Annotated in this window: 11 protein-coding genes and 1 pseudogene; 6 read left to right on the top strand and 6 right to left on the bottom strand. The window is 56.6% G+C overall.

Annotated features, from left to right (window positions below):
* Positions 1–268: 268 nt before the first annotated feature.
* The 6 genes and pseudogenes from kdpF to kdpE all read left to right on the top strand — a co-directional run bounded on the left by kdpF (position 269) and on the right by kdpE (position 8150).
* Entirely contained in the window at positions 269–358 is a 90-nt protein-coding gene (gene kdpF / locus GJ746_RS07940; RefSeq protein WP_049250631.1) for a K(+)-transporting ATPase subunit F, read from the top strand.
* Positions 358–2037 carry a potassium-transporting ATPase subunit KdpA gene (kdpA, locus tag GJ746_RS07935; protein ID WP_154679704.1) on the top strand — a complete coding sequence of 560 codons (1680 nt, stop codon included), beginning with the start codon at positions 358–360 and terminating at the stop codon, positions 2035–2037. Before kdpF ends, kdpA begins: the two co-directional genes overlap by 1 nt.
* Before the next feature lie 21 nt (positions 2038–2058).
* Complete coding sequence (gene kdpB / locus GJ746_RS07930) at positions 2059–4107, top strand: potassium-transporting ATPase subunit KdpB (protein ID WP_154679703.1); 2049 nt, start codon at positions 2059–2061, stop codon at positions 4105–4107.
* Between the two features lie 10 nt (positions 4108–4117).
* Entirely contained in the window at positions 4118–4693 is a 576-nt protein-coding gene (gene kdpC, locus GJ746_RS07925; protein WP_154679702.1) for a potassium-transporting ATPase subunit KdpC, read from the top strand.
* A 1-nt stretch (position 4694) separates the two neighbouring features.
* A pseudogene (gene kdpD / locus GJ746_RS07920) lies at positions 4695–7373 on the top strand (two-component system sensor histidine kinase KdpD); the annotation flags it as partial.
* Between the two features lie 99 nt (positions 7374–7472).
* Positions 7473–8150 (top strand): two-component system response regulator KdpE, encoded by a 678-nt coding sequence (kdpE, locus tag GJ746_RS07915; protein WP_154679701.1) that lies wholly within the window; start codon positions 7473–7475, stop codon positions 8148–8150.
* Positions 8151–8449: 299 nt separating this feature from the next.
* Here the strand turns inward: kdpE and araD are convergent, their stop codons facing one another.
* The 6 genes from araD to GJ746_RS07885 all read right to left on the bottom strand — a co-directional run bounded on the left by araD (position 8450) and on the right by GJ746_RS07885 (position 15186).
* Complete coding sequence (gene araD / locus GJ746_RS07910) at positions 8450–9145, bottom strand: L-ribulose-5-phosphate 4-epimerase (protein ID WP_154679700.1); 696 nt, start codon at positions 9143–9145, stop codon at positions 8450–8452.
* On the bottom strand, positions 9135–10034 hold the full coding sequence (locus GJ746_RS07905; RefSeq protein WP_154679699.1) for an L-ribulose-5-phosphate 3-epimerase: 900 nt from the start codon (positions 10032–10034) through the stop codon (positions 9135–9137). The genes araD and GJ746_RS07905 overlap by 11 nt, the downstream gene beginning before the upstream one ends.
* A complete protein-coding gene (locus GJ746_RS07900; protein WP_154679698.1) occupies positions 10031–11509 on the bottom strand; it encodes an FGGY-family carbohydrate kinase in 1479 nt (492 codons plus the stop codon). Before GJ746_RS07900 ends, GJ746_RS07905 begins: the two co-directional genes overlap by 4 nt.
* A 175-nt stretch (positions 11510–11684) precedes the next feature.
* Positions 11685–12671, bottom strand: a complete 987-nt coding sequence (locus GJ746_RS07895; RefSeq protein WP_154679697.1) for an ABC transporter permease — start codon at positions 12669–12671, stop codon at positions 11685–11687.
* A gap of 10 nt (positions 12672–12681) precedes the next feature.
* Positions 12682–14166: a sugar ABC transporter ATP-binding protein gene (locus GJ746_RS07890; RefSeq protein ID WP_154679696.1), complete on the bottom strand. Its 1485-nt coding sequence runs from the start codon at positions 14164–14166 to the stop codon at positions 12682–12684.
* 105 nt (positions 14167–14271) lie between these two features.
* Positions 14272–15186, bottom strand: coding sequence for an ABC transporter substrate-binding protein (locus GJ746_RS07885; RefSeq protein WP_154679695.1), 915 nt, complete (start codon positions 15184–15186; stop codon positions 14272–14274).
* Between the last annotated feature and the right edge of the window lie 35 nt (positions 15187–15221).

Below are 15221 nucleotides of genomic sequence, written 5' to 3'. Positions count from 1 at the left end.
AAGTTACAATGTTTCTCTGCCTAAAATAGTACCGCTTTGGTTGTAATTTTACTACTCATCCGACCACTAAAAAGCACTTATTTAGCCTTTATTTACATTCATCCGGTAACTTAGTTACATAAAAGTTAAATTAATACTAACCATTAGTTAAATTGTGGGCTTGGCGATTTTTATATTTTTTTTACACCCCCGCGGCTGATTTTTGCGAAATCTTTGCGCCCGAATTCCTATCCTCCTCGTAAATCAAAAAGACACCCGGAGGTGGATTGTGACTGCAGGCGTAATCGCTGGCGTAGCGCTGGTGTTCCTGTTGCTGGTTTATCTGGTCTATGCCCTGATACACGCGGAGGCATTCTGATGGCCGCTCAAGGATTTTTACTCATTGCCAGCTTCCTGATACTGCTGATGCTCCTGGCTCGTCCGCTGGGCACGGCGCTGGCGACCATGATCAACGATGTTCCACTACCGGGACTGGCCGGTATCGAACGCGGTTTATGGCGGGCGGCGGGCATTGGTTCGCAGGAGATGAACTGGTATCAATATTTATTCGCTATCCTGCTGTTTAACGCGCTGGGCCTGGCGGCGCTTTTTGCGCTACTGATGCTCCAGGGTTCCCTGCCGCTCAATCCTCAGCACCTGCCCGGACTTTCATGGGATCTGGCGCTGAATACGGCGGTGAGCTTCGTCAGCAATACCAACTGGCAGGCCTATGCCGGTGAAGCCACCATGAGCAGCCTTAGCCAGATGGCCGGACTGGCGGTGCAAAACTTCCTTTCCGCCGCCACCGGCATCGCGGTGATCTTTGCCCTTACCCGCGCTTACGCCCGGCAGAAGGTCAGCACCCTGGGTAACGCCTGGGTCGATCTGACCCGCATCACCCTCTGGCTGCTGCTGCCCATTTCGCTGCTGATTGCGCTGTTCTTTATTCAGCAGGGCGTACCGCAGAGTTTTGCGCCTAATCAGGGTTTTACCTCGCTTGAAGGGGTACGCCAGATGCTGCCAATGGGGCCAGTGGCTTCGCAGGAAGCGATAAAAATGCTGGGTACCAACGGCGGCGGCTTCTTTAACGCTAACTCGGCGCATCCGTTTGAAAACCCCACTGCGCTGACCAATCTGGTACAGATGCTGGCGATCTTTCTGATCCCGGCGGCGCTGTGCTTCGCCTTCGGTGAGGTAGTAGGCGACCGCCGTCAGGGACGGGCAATCCTGTGGGCAATGACGCTTATCTTTATCGTCTGCGTGGCGGTAGTCATGTGGGCGGAAACCCGCGGCAACCCGCATCTGCTGAGCCTTGGCGCCGACAGCAGTCTGAACATGGAAGGAAAAGAGAGCCGGTTCGGCATTCTTGCCAGCAGCCTGTTTGCCGTGGTCACTACCGCCGCGTCATGCGGGGCGGTCAACGCGATGCATGACTCCTTTACCGCGCTGGGCGGCATGGTGCCGATGTGGCTGATGCAGATAGGCGAAGTGGTCTTCGGCGGCGTCGGTTCAGGCCTGTACGGCATGCTGCTGTTCGTGATGCTGGCGGTATTTATCGCCGGGCTGATGATTGGCCGCACCCCGGAATACCTCGGTAAGAAAATCGACGTCCGCGAAATGAAAATGATTGCGCTGGCTATTCTCGTCACCCCGACGCTGGTACTGCTCGGCACGGCGCTGGCGATGATGACCGAGGCAGGACGCGCGGGAATGTTCAACCCTGGCCCACACGGCTTCAGCGAAGTGCTGTACGCCGTCACCTCAGCGGCCAATAACAACGGCAGCACCTTTGGCGGCCTGAGCGCGGCGACGCCGTTCTGGAACCTGCTGCTGGCGTTTTGCATGCTGGTCGGCCGCTTCGCGGTGATTATTCCGGTCATGGCTATCGCCGGTTCGCTGGTGACCAAGAAAATTCAGCCCGCCGGTAGCGGCACGCTCGCCACCCATGATGCGCTGTTTATCGGCCTGCTGATCGGCACCGTGCTGCTGGTCGGCGCCCTGACCTTTATTCCCGCGCTGGCGCTCGGCCCGCTGGCGGAACACTTTTCCTTACTTTAAGCAAGTGCGGAGCTACCTGTTATGAGTCGCAAATCATTAGCCCTGCTGGAGCCGACGCTGGTGCGCCAGGCGCTGCTGGATGCCGTGAAAAAACTGAGCCCTGCCGTGCAGTGGCATAACCCGGTAATGTTTATCGTCTGGATTGGCAGCCTGCTGACCACCCTGCTGGCCGTCGCCATGGCAAGCGGGCAGGTAGCCGGCAGCGCCGGGTTTACCGCGGCCATTAGTTTCTGGCTGTGGTTCACCGTATTGTTCGCCAACTTCGCCGAGGCGATGGCCGAGGGCCGCAGCAAAGCGCAGGCCAACAGCCTTAAAGGGGTTAAAAAGACCTCATTCGCCCGTAAGCTGCGCGCGCCGCAGCACGATGCGCAAATTGATCACGTGCCCGCCGAGGAACTGCGTAAAGGCGACGTGGTGCTGGTCGAAGCGGGGGATATTATTCCCTGCGACGGCGAAGTGATCGAAGGCGGCGCGTCGGTGGATGAGAGCGCCATTACCGGCGAATCCGCGCCGGTTATCCGCGAATCCGGCGGCGACTTCGCGTCGGTAACCGGCGGGACGCGTATTCTGTCTGACTGGCTGGTGATCCGCTGCAGCGTCAACCCCGGCGAAACCTTCCTCGACCGGATGATCGCTATGGTTGAAGGCGCCCAGCGCCGTAAGACGCCGAACGAAATCGCCCTGACCATCCTGCTGATCGCCCTGACCCTGGTATTCCTGCTGGCCACCGCCACCATCTGGCCCTTCTCCGCCTGGAGCGGTAACGCGGTCAGCGTAACGGTACTGGTGGCGCTGCTGGTGTGCCTGATCCCCACGACGATCGGCGGCCTGCTGTCGGCCATCGGCGTCGCCGGCATGAGCCGCATGCTCGGTGCGAACGTGATCGCCACCAGCGGCCGCGCGGTGGAGGCGGCTGGGGATGTCGACGTCCTGCTGCTGGACAAAACCGGCACCATTACCCTCGGCAACCGCCAGGCGTCGGCATTCCTGCCTGCGCAGGGCGTGGAAGAAAAAACGCTCGCCGATGCCGCCCAGCTTTCGTCGCTGGCCGATGAAACGCCGGAAGGTCGCAGCATCGTGGTGCTGGCAAAACAGCGCTTTAACCTGCGCGAGCGCGATCTGCAATCCCTGCATGCCACCTTTGTGCCGTTTACCGCCCAGACCCGAATGAGCGGCATCAACATCGACCAGCGGATGATCCGCAAAGGTTCTGTGGATGCCATTCGCCGCCACGTGGAGGCCAACGGCGGCCATTTCCCGGCCGATGTCGAGAAGCAGGTAGAAGAAGTGGCGCGTCTTGGCGCCACGCCGCTGGTGGTTGCCGAGGGCGAGCGGGTGCTGGGGATTATTTCGCTCAAAGATATCGTCAAGGGCGGTATTAAAGAGCGCTTTGCCCAGCTGCGCAAAATGGGCATTAAAACGGTGATGATCACCGGCGATAACCGCCTGACCGCCGCCGCTATTGCCGCGGAGGCCGGAGTGGATGATTTTCTCGCCGAAGCGACGCCGGAGGCTAAACTGGCGCTGATTCGTCAGTATCAATCCGAAGGACGGCTGGTGGCGATGACCGGCGACGGTACCAACGATGCCCCGGCGCTGGCGCAGGCCGACGTCGCGGTGGCGATGAACTCCGGTACCCAGGCGGCAAAAGAGGCGGGCAACATGGTGGATCTGGACTCTAACCCCACCAAACTGATTGAGGTTGTGCATATCGGTAAACAGATGCTGATGACCCGTGGTTCTTTAACCACCTTCAGCATCGCCAACGACGTGGCGAAGTATTTCGCCATTATTCCGGCCGCCTTTGCCGCCGTCTATCCGCCGCTGGCGATGCTTAACGTGATGCATCTGCACTCGCCCTCTTCGGCGATCCTGAGCGCGGTGATTTTTAACGCGCTGATCATCATCTTCCTGATCCCGCTGGCGCTGAAGGGCGTGAGCTATAAGCCGCTGACGGCCTCGGCGATGCTGCGCCGCAACCTGTGGGTCTACGGCCTGGGCGGCCTGCTGGTGCCGTTTATCGGTATTAAAGCTATCGACCTGTTACTGACCCTGAGCGGACTGCTGTGAGGAAAAAACCATGTCATTAATTCGTCCTGCCGTTGTGCTGTTTATTCTGTTAACGCTAATAACCGGCGGCGTCTATCCGCTGCTCACCACCGCTCTGGGACAATGGTGGTTCCCGCAGCAGGCCAACGGCTCGCTGGTGCGGATTGACGGCGAAGTGCGCGGTTCCAGCCTTATCGGACAGAACTTTACCGCCCCGGGCTATTTCCAGGGCCGCCCTTCCGCCACCGCGGAAGTGGCGGATAACCCGCTGGCGTCCGGCGGCAGTAACCTCGCCGCCAGCAATCCAGCGCTGGACAAAGCCATCAGCGATCGGGTGCAGGCTCTGCGCGCCGCCAACCCGGAGGCGAATCCGACGGTGCCGGTGGAACTGGTTACCGCCTCGGCGAGCGGGCTGGATTACAGCCTGACTCCGGCCGCCGCGCTGTGGCAGGTTGCACGGGTCGCTAAAGCGCGGCAGCTTAGCGTGGAGCAGGTCAGGCAGATGGTGAACGAGGCGACGCAAAAACCGTTGCTCAGTTTTCTCGGCCAACCTGTGGTAAATATACTGCAGCTGAATATGTCGCTGGATGCCCTGAAGGAAAAGTAAGATGAGTGACGAGCCGCTGCGTCCGGACCCTGACCGCCTGCTGCAACACACCGCCGCCCCCCATCGCGGCAAGCTGAAGATATTTTTTGGCGCCTGCGCGGGGGTGGGTAAAACCTGGGCGATGCTGGCGGAAGCGCAGCGGCTACGCGCCCAGGGTCTGGATATTCTGATTGGCGTGGCGGAAACCCACGGGCGTAAAGAGACGGCGGCGATGCTTGAGGGGCTCAGCACCCTGCCCCAGCGCCGTCTCTCCCACCGCGGGCGCTACGTTCGGGAGTTTGACCTTGACGGCGCGCTGGCCCGCCGCCCGGCGCTGATCCTCGTCGATGAGCTGGCGCACAGCAACGCGCCCGGCTCGCGTCATCCTAAACGCTGGCAGGACGTTGAAGAGCTGCTGGAAGCCGGCATTGATATTTTCACTACCGTTAACGTCCAGCATCTTGAGAGCCTGAACGACGTCGTCAGCGGCATCACCGGCGTGCAGGTTCGAGAAACTGTCCCCGACCCGTTTTTCGATGCCGCCGACGATGTGGTGCTGGTCGACCTGCCCCCGGACGATCTGCGTCAGCGGCTGAATGAAGGTAAAGTCTATATCGGTGGCCAGGCCGAGCGGGCCATTGAGAATTTCTTTCGTAAGGGCAACCTGATCGCCCTGCGCGAGCTGGCGCTGCGCCGCACCGCCGACCGCGTCGATGAGCAGATGCGCGCCTGGCGCGACCGCCAGGGCCAGGAAAAAGTCTGGCATACCCGCGACGCCATTCTGTTGTGCATCGGACATAACACCGGCAGCGAAAAGCTGGTGCGCGCCGCCGCCCGGCTGGCCGCCAGGCTGGGCAGCGTCTGGCATGCGGTGTATGTCGAAACCCCCTCTCTGCATCGCCTGCCGGAAGCGAAACGGCGGGCGATTCTCGCCGCGCTCAGGCTGGCGCAGGAGCTGGGCGCGGAAACCGCCACCCTCTCCGATCCTTCTGAAGAGAAGGCCGTTCTGCACTACGCCCGCGAACATAATCTCGGCAAGATAGTGATTGGCCGCCAGCAAAAAAAACGCTGGTGGGACCGCAGCGGCTTCGCCGATCGTCTGGCCCGCCACGCGCCGGATCTCGATCTGGTGGCGATCGCGCTGGATGAAAAGGCCGCTTCCCTGCCCGCTCCCGCCAGCGATGGCCGGACGGCGATGGAAAAATGGCGTTTACAGCTACAAGGATGCGTTGTCGCCATCGCGCTATGTGCGGTGATTACCGTTGTCGCCATGCAGTGGCTGATGGCCTTTGAAGCCGCCAATCTGGTGATGCTGTATCTGCTTGGGGTGGTGATTATCGCCCTCGTCTATGGCCGCTGGCCGTCGGTACTGGCGACGGTGATTAACGTAGTCAGCTTTGATCTGTTTTTCGTCGCACCGCGCGGAACGCTGGCGGTTTCCGACGTGCAGTACTTGTTGACCTTTGGCGTGATGCTGACCGTCGGGCTGCTTATCGGCAACCTCACCGCCGGCGTACGCTACCAGGCGCGGGTGGCGCGCTATCGCGAACGGCGCACCCGGCATCTGTACGAAATGTCAAAAGCGCTGGCGGTGGGCCGCAGTCGGGAGGATATCGCCGCCACCAGCGAGCGGTTTATCGCCTCAACGTTTCAGGCGCGTAGCCAGCTGCTGTTGCCCGATGAGGCAGACAGGCTCTCTCCGTTGACGCAGCAGACGGCGACAATCACCTGGGATGACGCGATTGCCCGCTGGAGCTTCGACAAAGGGCAGCCCGCCGGAGCGGGTACCGATACGCTGCCCGGCGTGCCCTACCAAATTCTGCCGCTGAAAAGCGCCGCCCGCACCTGGGGGTTACTGGTAGTGGAACCAGCGAATCTGCGCCAGCTGATGATCCCTGAACAGCAGCGCCTGCTGGAAACCTTCACCCTGCTGGTCGCCAGCGCGCTGGAGAGACTGACGCTTACCGCCAGCGAAGAGCAGGCGCGGCTGAACAGCGAACGAGAAAGTCTGCGCAACTCGCTGCTGGCGGCGCTTTCTCACGATCTCCGCACTCCTTTGACGGTGCTGTTCGGTCAGGCGGAGATCCTGACCCTCGATCTCGCCAGCGAAGGATCGAAGCACGCGCCGCAGGCCAATGAGATTCGCCAGCACGTGCTGAACACCACCCGCCTGGTCAATAATCTACTGGATATGGCGCGGATCCAGTCCGGCGGCTTTAATTTGCATAAAGAGTGGCTGACCCTCGAAGAGGTGATCGGCAGCGCGCTGCGTATGCTGGAACCGGGGCTCGGCGGGAGGCATATTCAGCTCGCCCTGCCGGATCCGCTGCTGCTGGTCCACGTCGATGGCCCGCTTTTCGAACGGGTGCTGATTAATCTGCTGGAAAACGCGGTGAAGTACGCCGGGCCGCAGGCGCAAATCGGCATTACCGCGCACGCCGACCCGCATCATTTGTGTCTCGAGGTATGGGATAACGGACCGGGCATTCCTGTCGGGCAGGAACAGGCTATCTTTGATAAATTCGCCCGCGGTAATAAAGAGTCGGCAATTCCCGGCGTAGGCCTGGGGCTGGCGATTTGTCAGGCCATTGTTGAAGTCCACGGCGGGACAATTAGCGCCGCGACGCGCCCGCAAGGCGGCGCCTGTTTCCGTGTTACACTGCCGCGAGAAGTGCCCCCTGAACTGGGCGAATGGGATGAGGTGGTGTTAAATACCGGGATACCGTTTGTCGCCGTCCTTAAGACGCGATCCGGGTACTTTGGTAGAGGATAATTTTATCTGTCTGAACGGGAAGAACGGGTGATAAACGTACTGATTATCGAAGACGAAAACGCTATCCGCCGCTTTCTGCGCACCGCGCTGGAAGCCGACGGCATGCGCGTATTTGAAGCGGAAACGCTGCAGCGCGGGCTGATTGAAGCCGCGACCCGCAAGCCGGATTTAACCATTCTCGATCTTGGGCTGCCCGATGGTGATGGTAACGCGTTTATTCGCGAAGTTCGCCAGTGGAGCCAGATGCCGATTATCGTACTATCGGCGCGCACCGAGGAGCAGGACAAGATCGCCGCCCTTGACGCCGGCGCCGATGATTATCTCAGTAAGCCCTTCGGTATCGGTGAACTGCAGGCGCGGTTGCGGGTAGCGATGCGCCGTCATTCAGGCGCTCAGGCCGACGAGCCGCTGGTGCGTTTTGCCAATATCGAAGTGGATATCCCCGCCCGTCGCATCCTGCGCGGCGACGAGGAGATACACCTGACGCCGATTGAATTTCGCCTGCTGGCAGTGCTGTTAAATAATCCAGGCAAGGTGCTGACCCAGCGACAGCTGCTCAACCAGGTCTGGGGGCCGAATGCGGTGGAGCATAGCCACTATCTACGTATTTATATGGGACATCTGCGGCAAAAGCTGGAGGTCGATCCGGCCCGTCCGCAGCATTTGCTGACCGAAACGGGGATTGGCTACCGGTTTATGCCGTAGCCGTTGTCCCCGGCTCGCGCTTCGCTTAGCCGGGCTACCGCCGTCGTCTGCCAGGCGGTAGCCCGGACAGGTGCGTCAAGCGCCGCCTCCGGGGGGTCAACCCGGCTCGCGCTTCGCTCAGCCGGGCTACCGGACCGCAGACCGCTGAAGACGCGTAGCCCGGACAGGCGCGGCAAGCGCCGCCTCCGGGGGGGGCAATCCGGCTCGCGCTTCGCTCAGCCGGGCTACTTGTCCACCGCCGTCTGTGAATCGGTAGCCCGGATAAGGCGTTTACGCCGCAATCCGGGGAATGCGGGCGATTATTGCCCGTAGTAGGCCCCCGCCCCGTGTTTACGCAAGTAGTGTTTATCCAGCAGCGTCGCAGAGACCGGCTGTTCGTCAGTACACAACTGCCGAGTCCACATATTCATATAGGCAATCTCTTCCAGCACCACCGCATTATGTACCGCGTTCGCCGGGTCTTTTCCCCACGCAAAAGGGCCATGGCCGTGGACCAGCGCGGCGGGTACGCTGAGCGGTTCAATGTGCTGCCGGTTCAACGTCTCGATAATCACATGACCGGTATTGGCTTCATAATTACCGCGGATTTCATCGTCGCTAAGCGGTCGGGTACAGGGAACAGGCCCATAAAAATAGTCGGCATGGGTGGTGCCCATCGCCAGCAGCGGCCTGCCCGACTGCGCCCAAATGGTCGCATGGCGCGAGTGGGTGTGTACGATTCCGCCCACGTCGCTAAACGCTTTATACAGCTCAAGGTGGGTCGGCGTATCCGATGAAGGCTTGTAACGTCCCTCCACCACCCTGCCGGTCGCCAGTTCAACCACCACCATATCGTCCGCCGCCATCGCGGCGTATTCAACGCCGGAAGGTTTAATCACCACCAGCCCGGCATCGCGATCGATACCGCTGACGTTACCCCAGGTAAAAGTCACCAGATTAAATTTCGGCAGCGCCAGATTGGCGTCGAAAACCGCCTGCTTGAGGTTATCCAACATACTTCACTCCTGAATTCACCATGCTTTCATACTGCGGTGGACGAAACGCCTGCTGATATTTATCCGCAAGCCACGCTTTAGCTTCGGCAATTCTCTCGCTATCCAGGCCGTCATTTTTAGCCCACATCTCAATCAGCCACGCGCCGCGGTAGTTCAGCGCCGAGAGGGTACGGAATATCTCAGTAAAATCGACGCAGCCGGTACCGAATGGCACGTCGCGGAACTGCCCCAAAGAGGCGTGTGAAACGGGCTGGGTATCCTTCAAATGAATCGCGGTGATTTTATGAATTCCCTTACTCAACTCTTCAGGTACGTCGTTTTGCCAGGCGCTTAAGTTGCCGACATCCGGGTAAACGCAAAACCACGGACTACAAACCTTGCGCTCCAGATCCAGCCAGCGGGAGATATTGCTCATGAAGGCGGTATCCATAATCTCCATCGACAGCATTACCTGCGCTTTCGCCGCTTCAGCTACCGCCCAGTTAATACCCTCAATAAAATATTCCCGCGTCTGAGCCGAAGACGATTCGTAATAAACGTCATAACCTGCCAGCTGGATATTGCGAATGCCGACGTGGCTGGCAAAATCCAGCGCATCCAGCATCAGTTCACGCGCCTTAAGCCGGGTATCGCGATTGACGCTGCCAAAAGGATAGCTACGGTGCGCGGAAAGGCACATGCTCGGCACATCGATGCCGCTGTTAATTTTATCCGCCACGAATGCCAGCCGCTGCCCGCGGTTCCAGCGCAGTCGGGCCTGGCGATCGGGGCTTTCATCAACGGATATTTCGAGAAAATCAAATTCCAGACTGGCCGCCGTTGCAAAGCGTTGCGCCCAGTTCAGCTCCGCAGGAAGCGCTTTTTCGTAAATACCAATTCTGGGTTTCATTGTGCAGCTCCCGTTGCTCTGGAAAGGCTTTGCGCTACCTGTAAATAACGGTCGTAGCCTTCACGTAGCTGTTGATGCCGTTTGCTGTCGGGTTGATAGCAAACCACCTCCGGCTGGGTGGCTTTAATCGCCTCGCTGAAATTGGCGTACGCTCCGGTCCCTGCCGCGGCGCAGAGTGCGGCGGCCCGGCATCCGGCCTGTTCGATATCGACCACTTCCAGCGGGAGATTTGAAGCATCGGCGTACATCTGCGTCCAGCCTTTCGACTGGCTTGGCCCGCCGGTAAAGCGGATTTTTTGGATATCCTGATTGAGTTCGATAATACGGTCCTGATGCACCAGATGGGAAAAAACGATCCCGCGATAAATGGCGGCGATAATATCCTTTTTGCTGTGATGCCCCGCCAGGCCGACCAGCGCGCCGGGGAGATCCATCGCCAGATTCGAACCGAACAGATAGGGTAAAAAGATCAGGCTGCTGTCAGTCTCCTGCGCAATCCAGCTTTCAAAATGCTCGTAGCAGCGATCATCATCCGGAAAAAACTGCTTCACAAACCACGACAGGTTGCTCGCCGAGGTGGGGCTGCCCTCATGAACAAAATATTTGCCCGGGATGCAGTATTTTCCCCAGATGTACGGGAAGTCGCTGGCGATAATGCTATCCGTTACGGAGGTGGCAATGCTCCAGGTCCCGGCCACCGCGCTCAGGGTATCGGCCCGGTCAATGCCCGAGGAGACCGCGGAAGCAACCACGTCGAAAAAGCCGCCGAATACCGGCGTCCCCGGACATAACCCGCAGTCCAGCGAAGCCTGTAAGGTAATGTGGCCTACGCAGTCCGTCGAGTTCACTACCGGTGCGGTTTTCTCCGCCACTTCCTCAATACCAAACAGCGCCATCATGTCGCAGTCATAGCGGGAGGTGAACTGGTTATAAAAATTGCTACCGGAAATATTGGTGATCTCTGCCGTCGCCTCGCCGGTCAGGCGGAAGCGAATATAGTCGTGTACCATTAAAACGGCGTCGATCCTGTCGTAATTGGCCGGTTCATGTTCTTTCAGCCACGCCAGCAGCGACACCGGGTGCCCGGTCCACAGCTGCTGCAACCCCTTTGGGTAGGCCAGTTTATCGATACCTTCGCGATACCATTTTTTGACAAACTCCAGCGCCCGAGTATCGGATGAGATAATGCCGTTGCGCACCGGCTCGCCGTTTTTATCAATCGCGTACAACCCTTTGCCGTGGGAAGAGAAACCGATGCCGCCGATGCTTAACGGAGGCACCTGGCTTTCATACATCGCTTTTTTAATCACGCGGCAAACGGTGTCCCATAGCTCATGCATATTTCGTTCAGTAAAACCCGGCTGTTCGGATAATACCTGCGCATATTGTGAAGCAACGTGGATCTCCTGCCCTGACTCATTATATATACCCGCTTTGGTGACCGTACCACCTATATCCACTCCGATAAAATTCATATCCCTTCACCCCACAATGAAAATGATTTAGAGCCTATCCCAGTAGGCGTTATTGGCGCAGACAGTTTGAACACGGACAGCGCGGAAGAACCGGAGCGTACACGTAGTACGTGAGGATTCTGAGCACTGCCCAGGTTCAAAATGGCAAGCAAAATAGCCCTAATGAGATAGGCTCTTAACGTCTGGCTGAGCTAATAAAGGTGGCGCCCCAAATAATAAGCCCTTTCACTACGTACTGAACGTAAGGTGAGATCCCTAAAAGATTTAATCCATTATTCAGTACGCCGAGCATCATGGCGCCGATCAGCGTGCCAATAATCATTCCGCGGCCGCCGGCAATCGATGCCCCGCCGAGCACCACGGCGGCAATAGCATCCAGTTCAAAACCCACTCCAGCATTAGGCTGACCGCTCATCACGCGCGAGGTGAAAATAAGTCCGGCAAAACTGGCGGTAAAGCCGCTAATTACATAAACCAGCAGCTTATAATATTTAACCCGCAGTCCGCTCAGGCGCGCCGCCTCTTCATTGCCGCCCAGGGAATAAACATAGCGACCAAACGGCATATGGTTCAGCACGATATAGAAGATGATATATAAAACGACCATCAGAATAATCGGCACCTGAATACCAAACAGATATTCACGGCCCCAAAAAGCGAATGAATCCGGTAATCCAGAGATCGGATAGCCGCCGGTATAGATCAGCGCCAGGCCTTTGGCAATTATCATTGCTCCGAGAGTCACAATAATCGGCGGCATCTTACCGTAGGCGGTTAAAAAACCGTTTAGCGCGCCAAAGGCCACGCCGGAACACAGGCCGATAAGAATGGCGAGCCAGGGATCTAAACCATAGTACTTCATTAACCCTGCCATCAGGGTTCCAGCCAGCGCCATCACAGCGCCAACGGAAAGGTCGATACCGCCGGTAAGAATAGCAAAGGTCATCCCGATAGCGATGATCGCGTTAATCGAAACCTGGCGTGCGACGGTAGACAGGTTATCTACCGTTAAAAAGTAGTCATTAAAGATAGCCATACAGGAAAACAGCAATACCAGTCCCACAAACGGCAGGAACGCTGGCATTTTTAATAATCCATGGAGGACTTTTTTATCTTTATCAGGAGATGCGGCTGGCGCTAATGATACATTTTCATTACTCATTTACTACTCCCTAAATAATATTACCGGCAGCATGCAGCATAATCACGGTGGAGTTAATGTTGTCGTTCTCAAGCTCAGCGACAATATTGCCGTCACGAAAAACCATGACCCGGTCGCTAACGCCAATGACTTCCGGTAATTCAGACGAAATCATAATAATCGCAATACCCTGAGCGGTGAGGTCGCGCATGATTTGATAGATTTCTGATTTTGCGCCAACATCAATACCGCGTGTTGGTTCGTCAAAAATAAGAATATTGACATCATGATTTAACCAACGAGAAATAACGACTTTCTGCTGGTTGCCGCCGCTCAATGTGCCTACGGCAGTCCACGCATCCGGCGTTTTGACGCCAACATGATTAATTAAACGTTCCGCGGTTTTTCGTTCTTCGCCATCGCGGATCAGCGAGAATTGACAGTCATGCTTGTTGAGCCAGATATTATCTTTGACGGAAAATGGTAGCACCAGTCCCTGTGTTTTGCGGCTTTCAGGCAACAGGCCGATCCCGAGACGCAGAGCCTGATCGGTAGATTTAATCGTAACCTCTTTTCCGGCAAGGCGAACATGTTTTTTGAAGCATTTATCCGCACCGGTCAGAGCCAGGATGGTTTCCGAACGTCCTGACCCCACCAGCCCGGCAAGGCCCAAAATTTCGCCTTTGCGCAGCGTCAGTCGGTTAACCTGACTGCTTTCCGTGAGCTGAATTTCCGCTTCCAGTAATAATTCATCATGCGCCAGCGTCCGCCGCTCAGGGTAGATATTCTCTACCTCGCGGCCGACCATCATCTGGATCATTTCTGAGATATCGATGTTATCAACCTTTGCCGATCCGATATATTTGCCATCGCGCAGGATGCTCAGGCTGTCGCAGATCTCATAAATCTCCTCAAGGTGATGAGAGATAAAGAACATGCCGACGCCTTTCGCTTTTAAATCGCGCATCACGCGAAAGAGATGTTCCGCCTCGCTCGGCGTCAGGGTGGCGGTTGGTTCGTCGAGAATAAGAATTCGCGCATCCAGCGATAGCGCCTTGGCAATTTCCACAAACTGCTGCTCGGCGACGCTGAGGTGACAAATTTGCTCATCAGGATCGAGGGTCACGCCGAGCTCTTTGAAAATCCGCAGCGCCTCACGGCGCATTGCTTTACGATCTAACAGACCAAATCGGTTCACCTTCTCGCGGTTAAGGAAAATATTCTCATAAGCGTTAAGGTAAGGAATAAGGGAAAACTCCTGAAAGATAATTCCTACACCGCACGCTATAGCATCACGATAGTTATGAAAATGCTGCTGCTTGCCATCAATAAAAATATTGCCAGCGTCAGGTTGATATATTCCGCACAGGATTTTCATCAACGTTGATTTACCCGCGCCATTTTCACCCAGTAAGGCATGAACCTCCCCCCGACCGAGGGTGATATTGACGTTATCGAGCGCCTTGACTCCGGGGAAGTTTTTACTAACGTTTTTGACTTCCAGTAAGCTGGGCATGAACATCGCTCCATGACGGCACGATAAAATATCGTGCCAGATTTTAATAAAAATCCGGGACGGCCCACATAAATAAAGGTGGGCCGCTGTGGAGTAATAACGCGGTTACCAGTGGAAATCTTTAGCGTTAGTTTTATCAATCAGCTTCACATCGACAGGGATCTCTTTTGGAATATTCGCCCCCCAGTGTTTCGCCAGCGCAATACCTAAACCAATACGTAGCTGATCGCGCGGGAACTGAGCGGCAGTGGCAATAAATGGCGTATTGCCTTTAGCAATTTCGGCTACCGCTTCCGGAGAACCATCGACGCTGACCAGCTTCACGTCGCGTCCCGATGCCTGAATAGCCGCCAGCGCACCGAGGGAACCAACATCATTTACGCTGAAAATACCGTTGAGCGTAGGGTTAGATTGCAGCATATTTTCCGTCACGCTCATGGAAGTATCACGTTCCTGTTTACCATTAAGCCTGGTAATAACTTTGATATCGGGATGCTTTTTCATCGCATCTTCAAAACCGCGCACGCGTTCCAGAATAGGCACCACCGGAATACCATCGAGAATTGCAACGTTGCCTTTTTCACCCAGCGCTTTCGCTAAATGCTCACCGGCAATAAAACCTGCATCATAGTTTTTTGAGCCAACAAAAGAATCAATGGGGCCGTTAGCCTGAGCATCAATAGCAACCACGACTACACCCGCTTTTTTCGCTGCCAGCACGGCGGTTTCCGCACCAACGCTATCTGCCGGGTTAATCAGCAAAATATCAATTTTCTTTTGCAGCATGTCCTCGACGTCACTAATCTGCTTGGAAACATCATGCGCCGCATCCGCAGTATAGACGGTGGCATTAATGTCCTTAGCCGACTGCTCCAGCGACTCTTTCATGGTGACGAAGTATTCGTTATTTAATTCCTGGAACGACATGCCGATTTTCAAAGGACTGGCATTAATACAGGCTACCATGCTCATAGCCAAAAGCCCCGAGAGTAATGCTTTGGTAGTAAATTTCACAGGCATTCAATATCTCCTTATTGAGTAATGCGCCAGAAAAT

Origin of the sequence: Klebsiella oxytoca, assembly GCF_009707385.1 — a bacterium.
GTDB lineage: Bacteria > Pseudomonadota > Gammaproteobacteria > Enterobacterales > Enterobacteriaceae > Klebsiella > Klebsiella oxytoca_C.
The sequence above is the reverse complement of the archived record's forward strand: the minus strand, read 5'-3'. Positions and strand labels throughout refer to the sequence as shown.

Excerpts from the sequence above, each read along its gene's own strand:
- GJ746_RS07895 (WP_154679697.1), bottom strand. The coding sequence starts at position 12,671 with ATGAGTAATGAAAATGTATCATTAGCGCCAGCCGCATCTCCTGATAAA.
- GJ746_RS07890 (WP_154679696.1), bottom strand. The coding sequence starts at position 14,166 with ATGCCCAGCTTACTGGAAGTCAAAAACGTTAGTAAAAACTTCCCCGGA.
- GJ746_RS07900 (WP_154679698.1), bottom strand. The coding sequence starts at position 11,509 with ATGAATTTTATCGGAGTGGATATAGGTGGTACGGTCACCAAAGCGGGT.
- kdpA (WP_154679704.1), top strand. The coding sequence starts at position 358 with ATGGCCGCTCAAGGATTTTTACTCATTGCCAGCTTCCTGATACTGCTG.
- kdpC (WP_154679702.1), top strand. The coding sequence starts at position 4,118 with ATGTCATTAATTCGTCCTGCCGTTGTGCTGTTTATTCTGTTAACGCTA.
- GJ746_RS07905 (WP_154679699.1), bottom strand. The coding sequence starts at position 10,034 with ATGAAACCCAGAATTGGTATTTACGAAAAAGCGCTTCCTGCGGAGCTG.
- araD (WP_154679700.1), bottom strand. The coding sequence starts at position 9,145 with ATGTTGGATAACCTCAAGCAGGCGGTTTTCGACGCCAATCTGGCGCTG.
- GJ746_RS07885 (WP_154679695.1), bottom strand. The coding sequence starts at position 15,186 with ATGCCTGTGAAATTTACTACCAAAGCATTACTCTCGGGGCTTTTGGCT.
- kdpB (WP_154679703.1), top strand. The coding sequence starts at position 2,059 with ATGAGTCGCAAATCATTAGCCCTGCTGGAGCCGACGCTGGTGCGCCAG.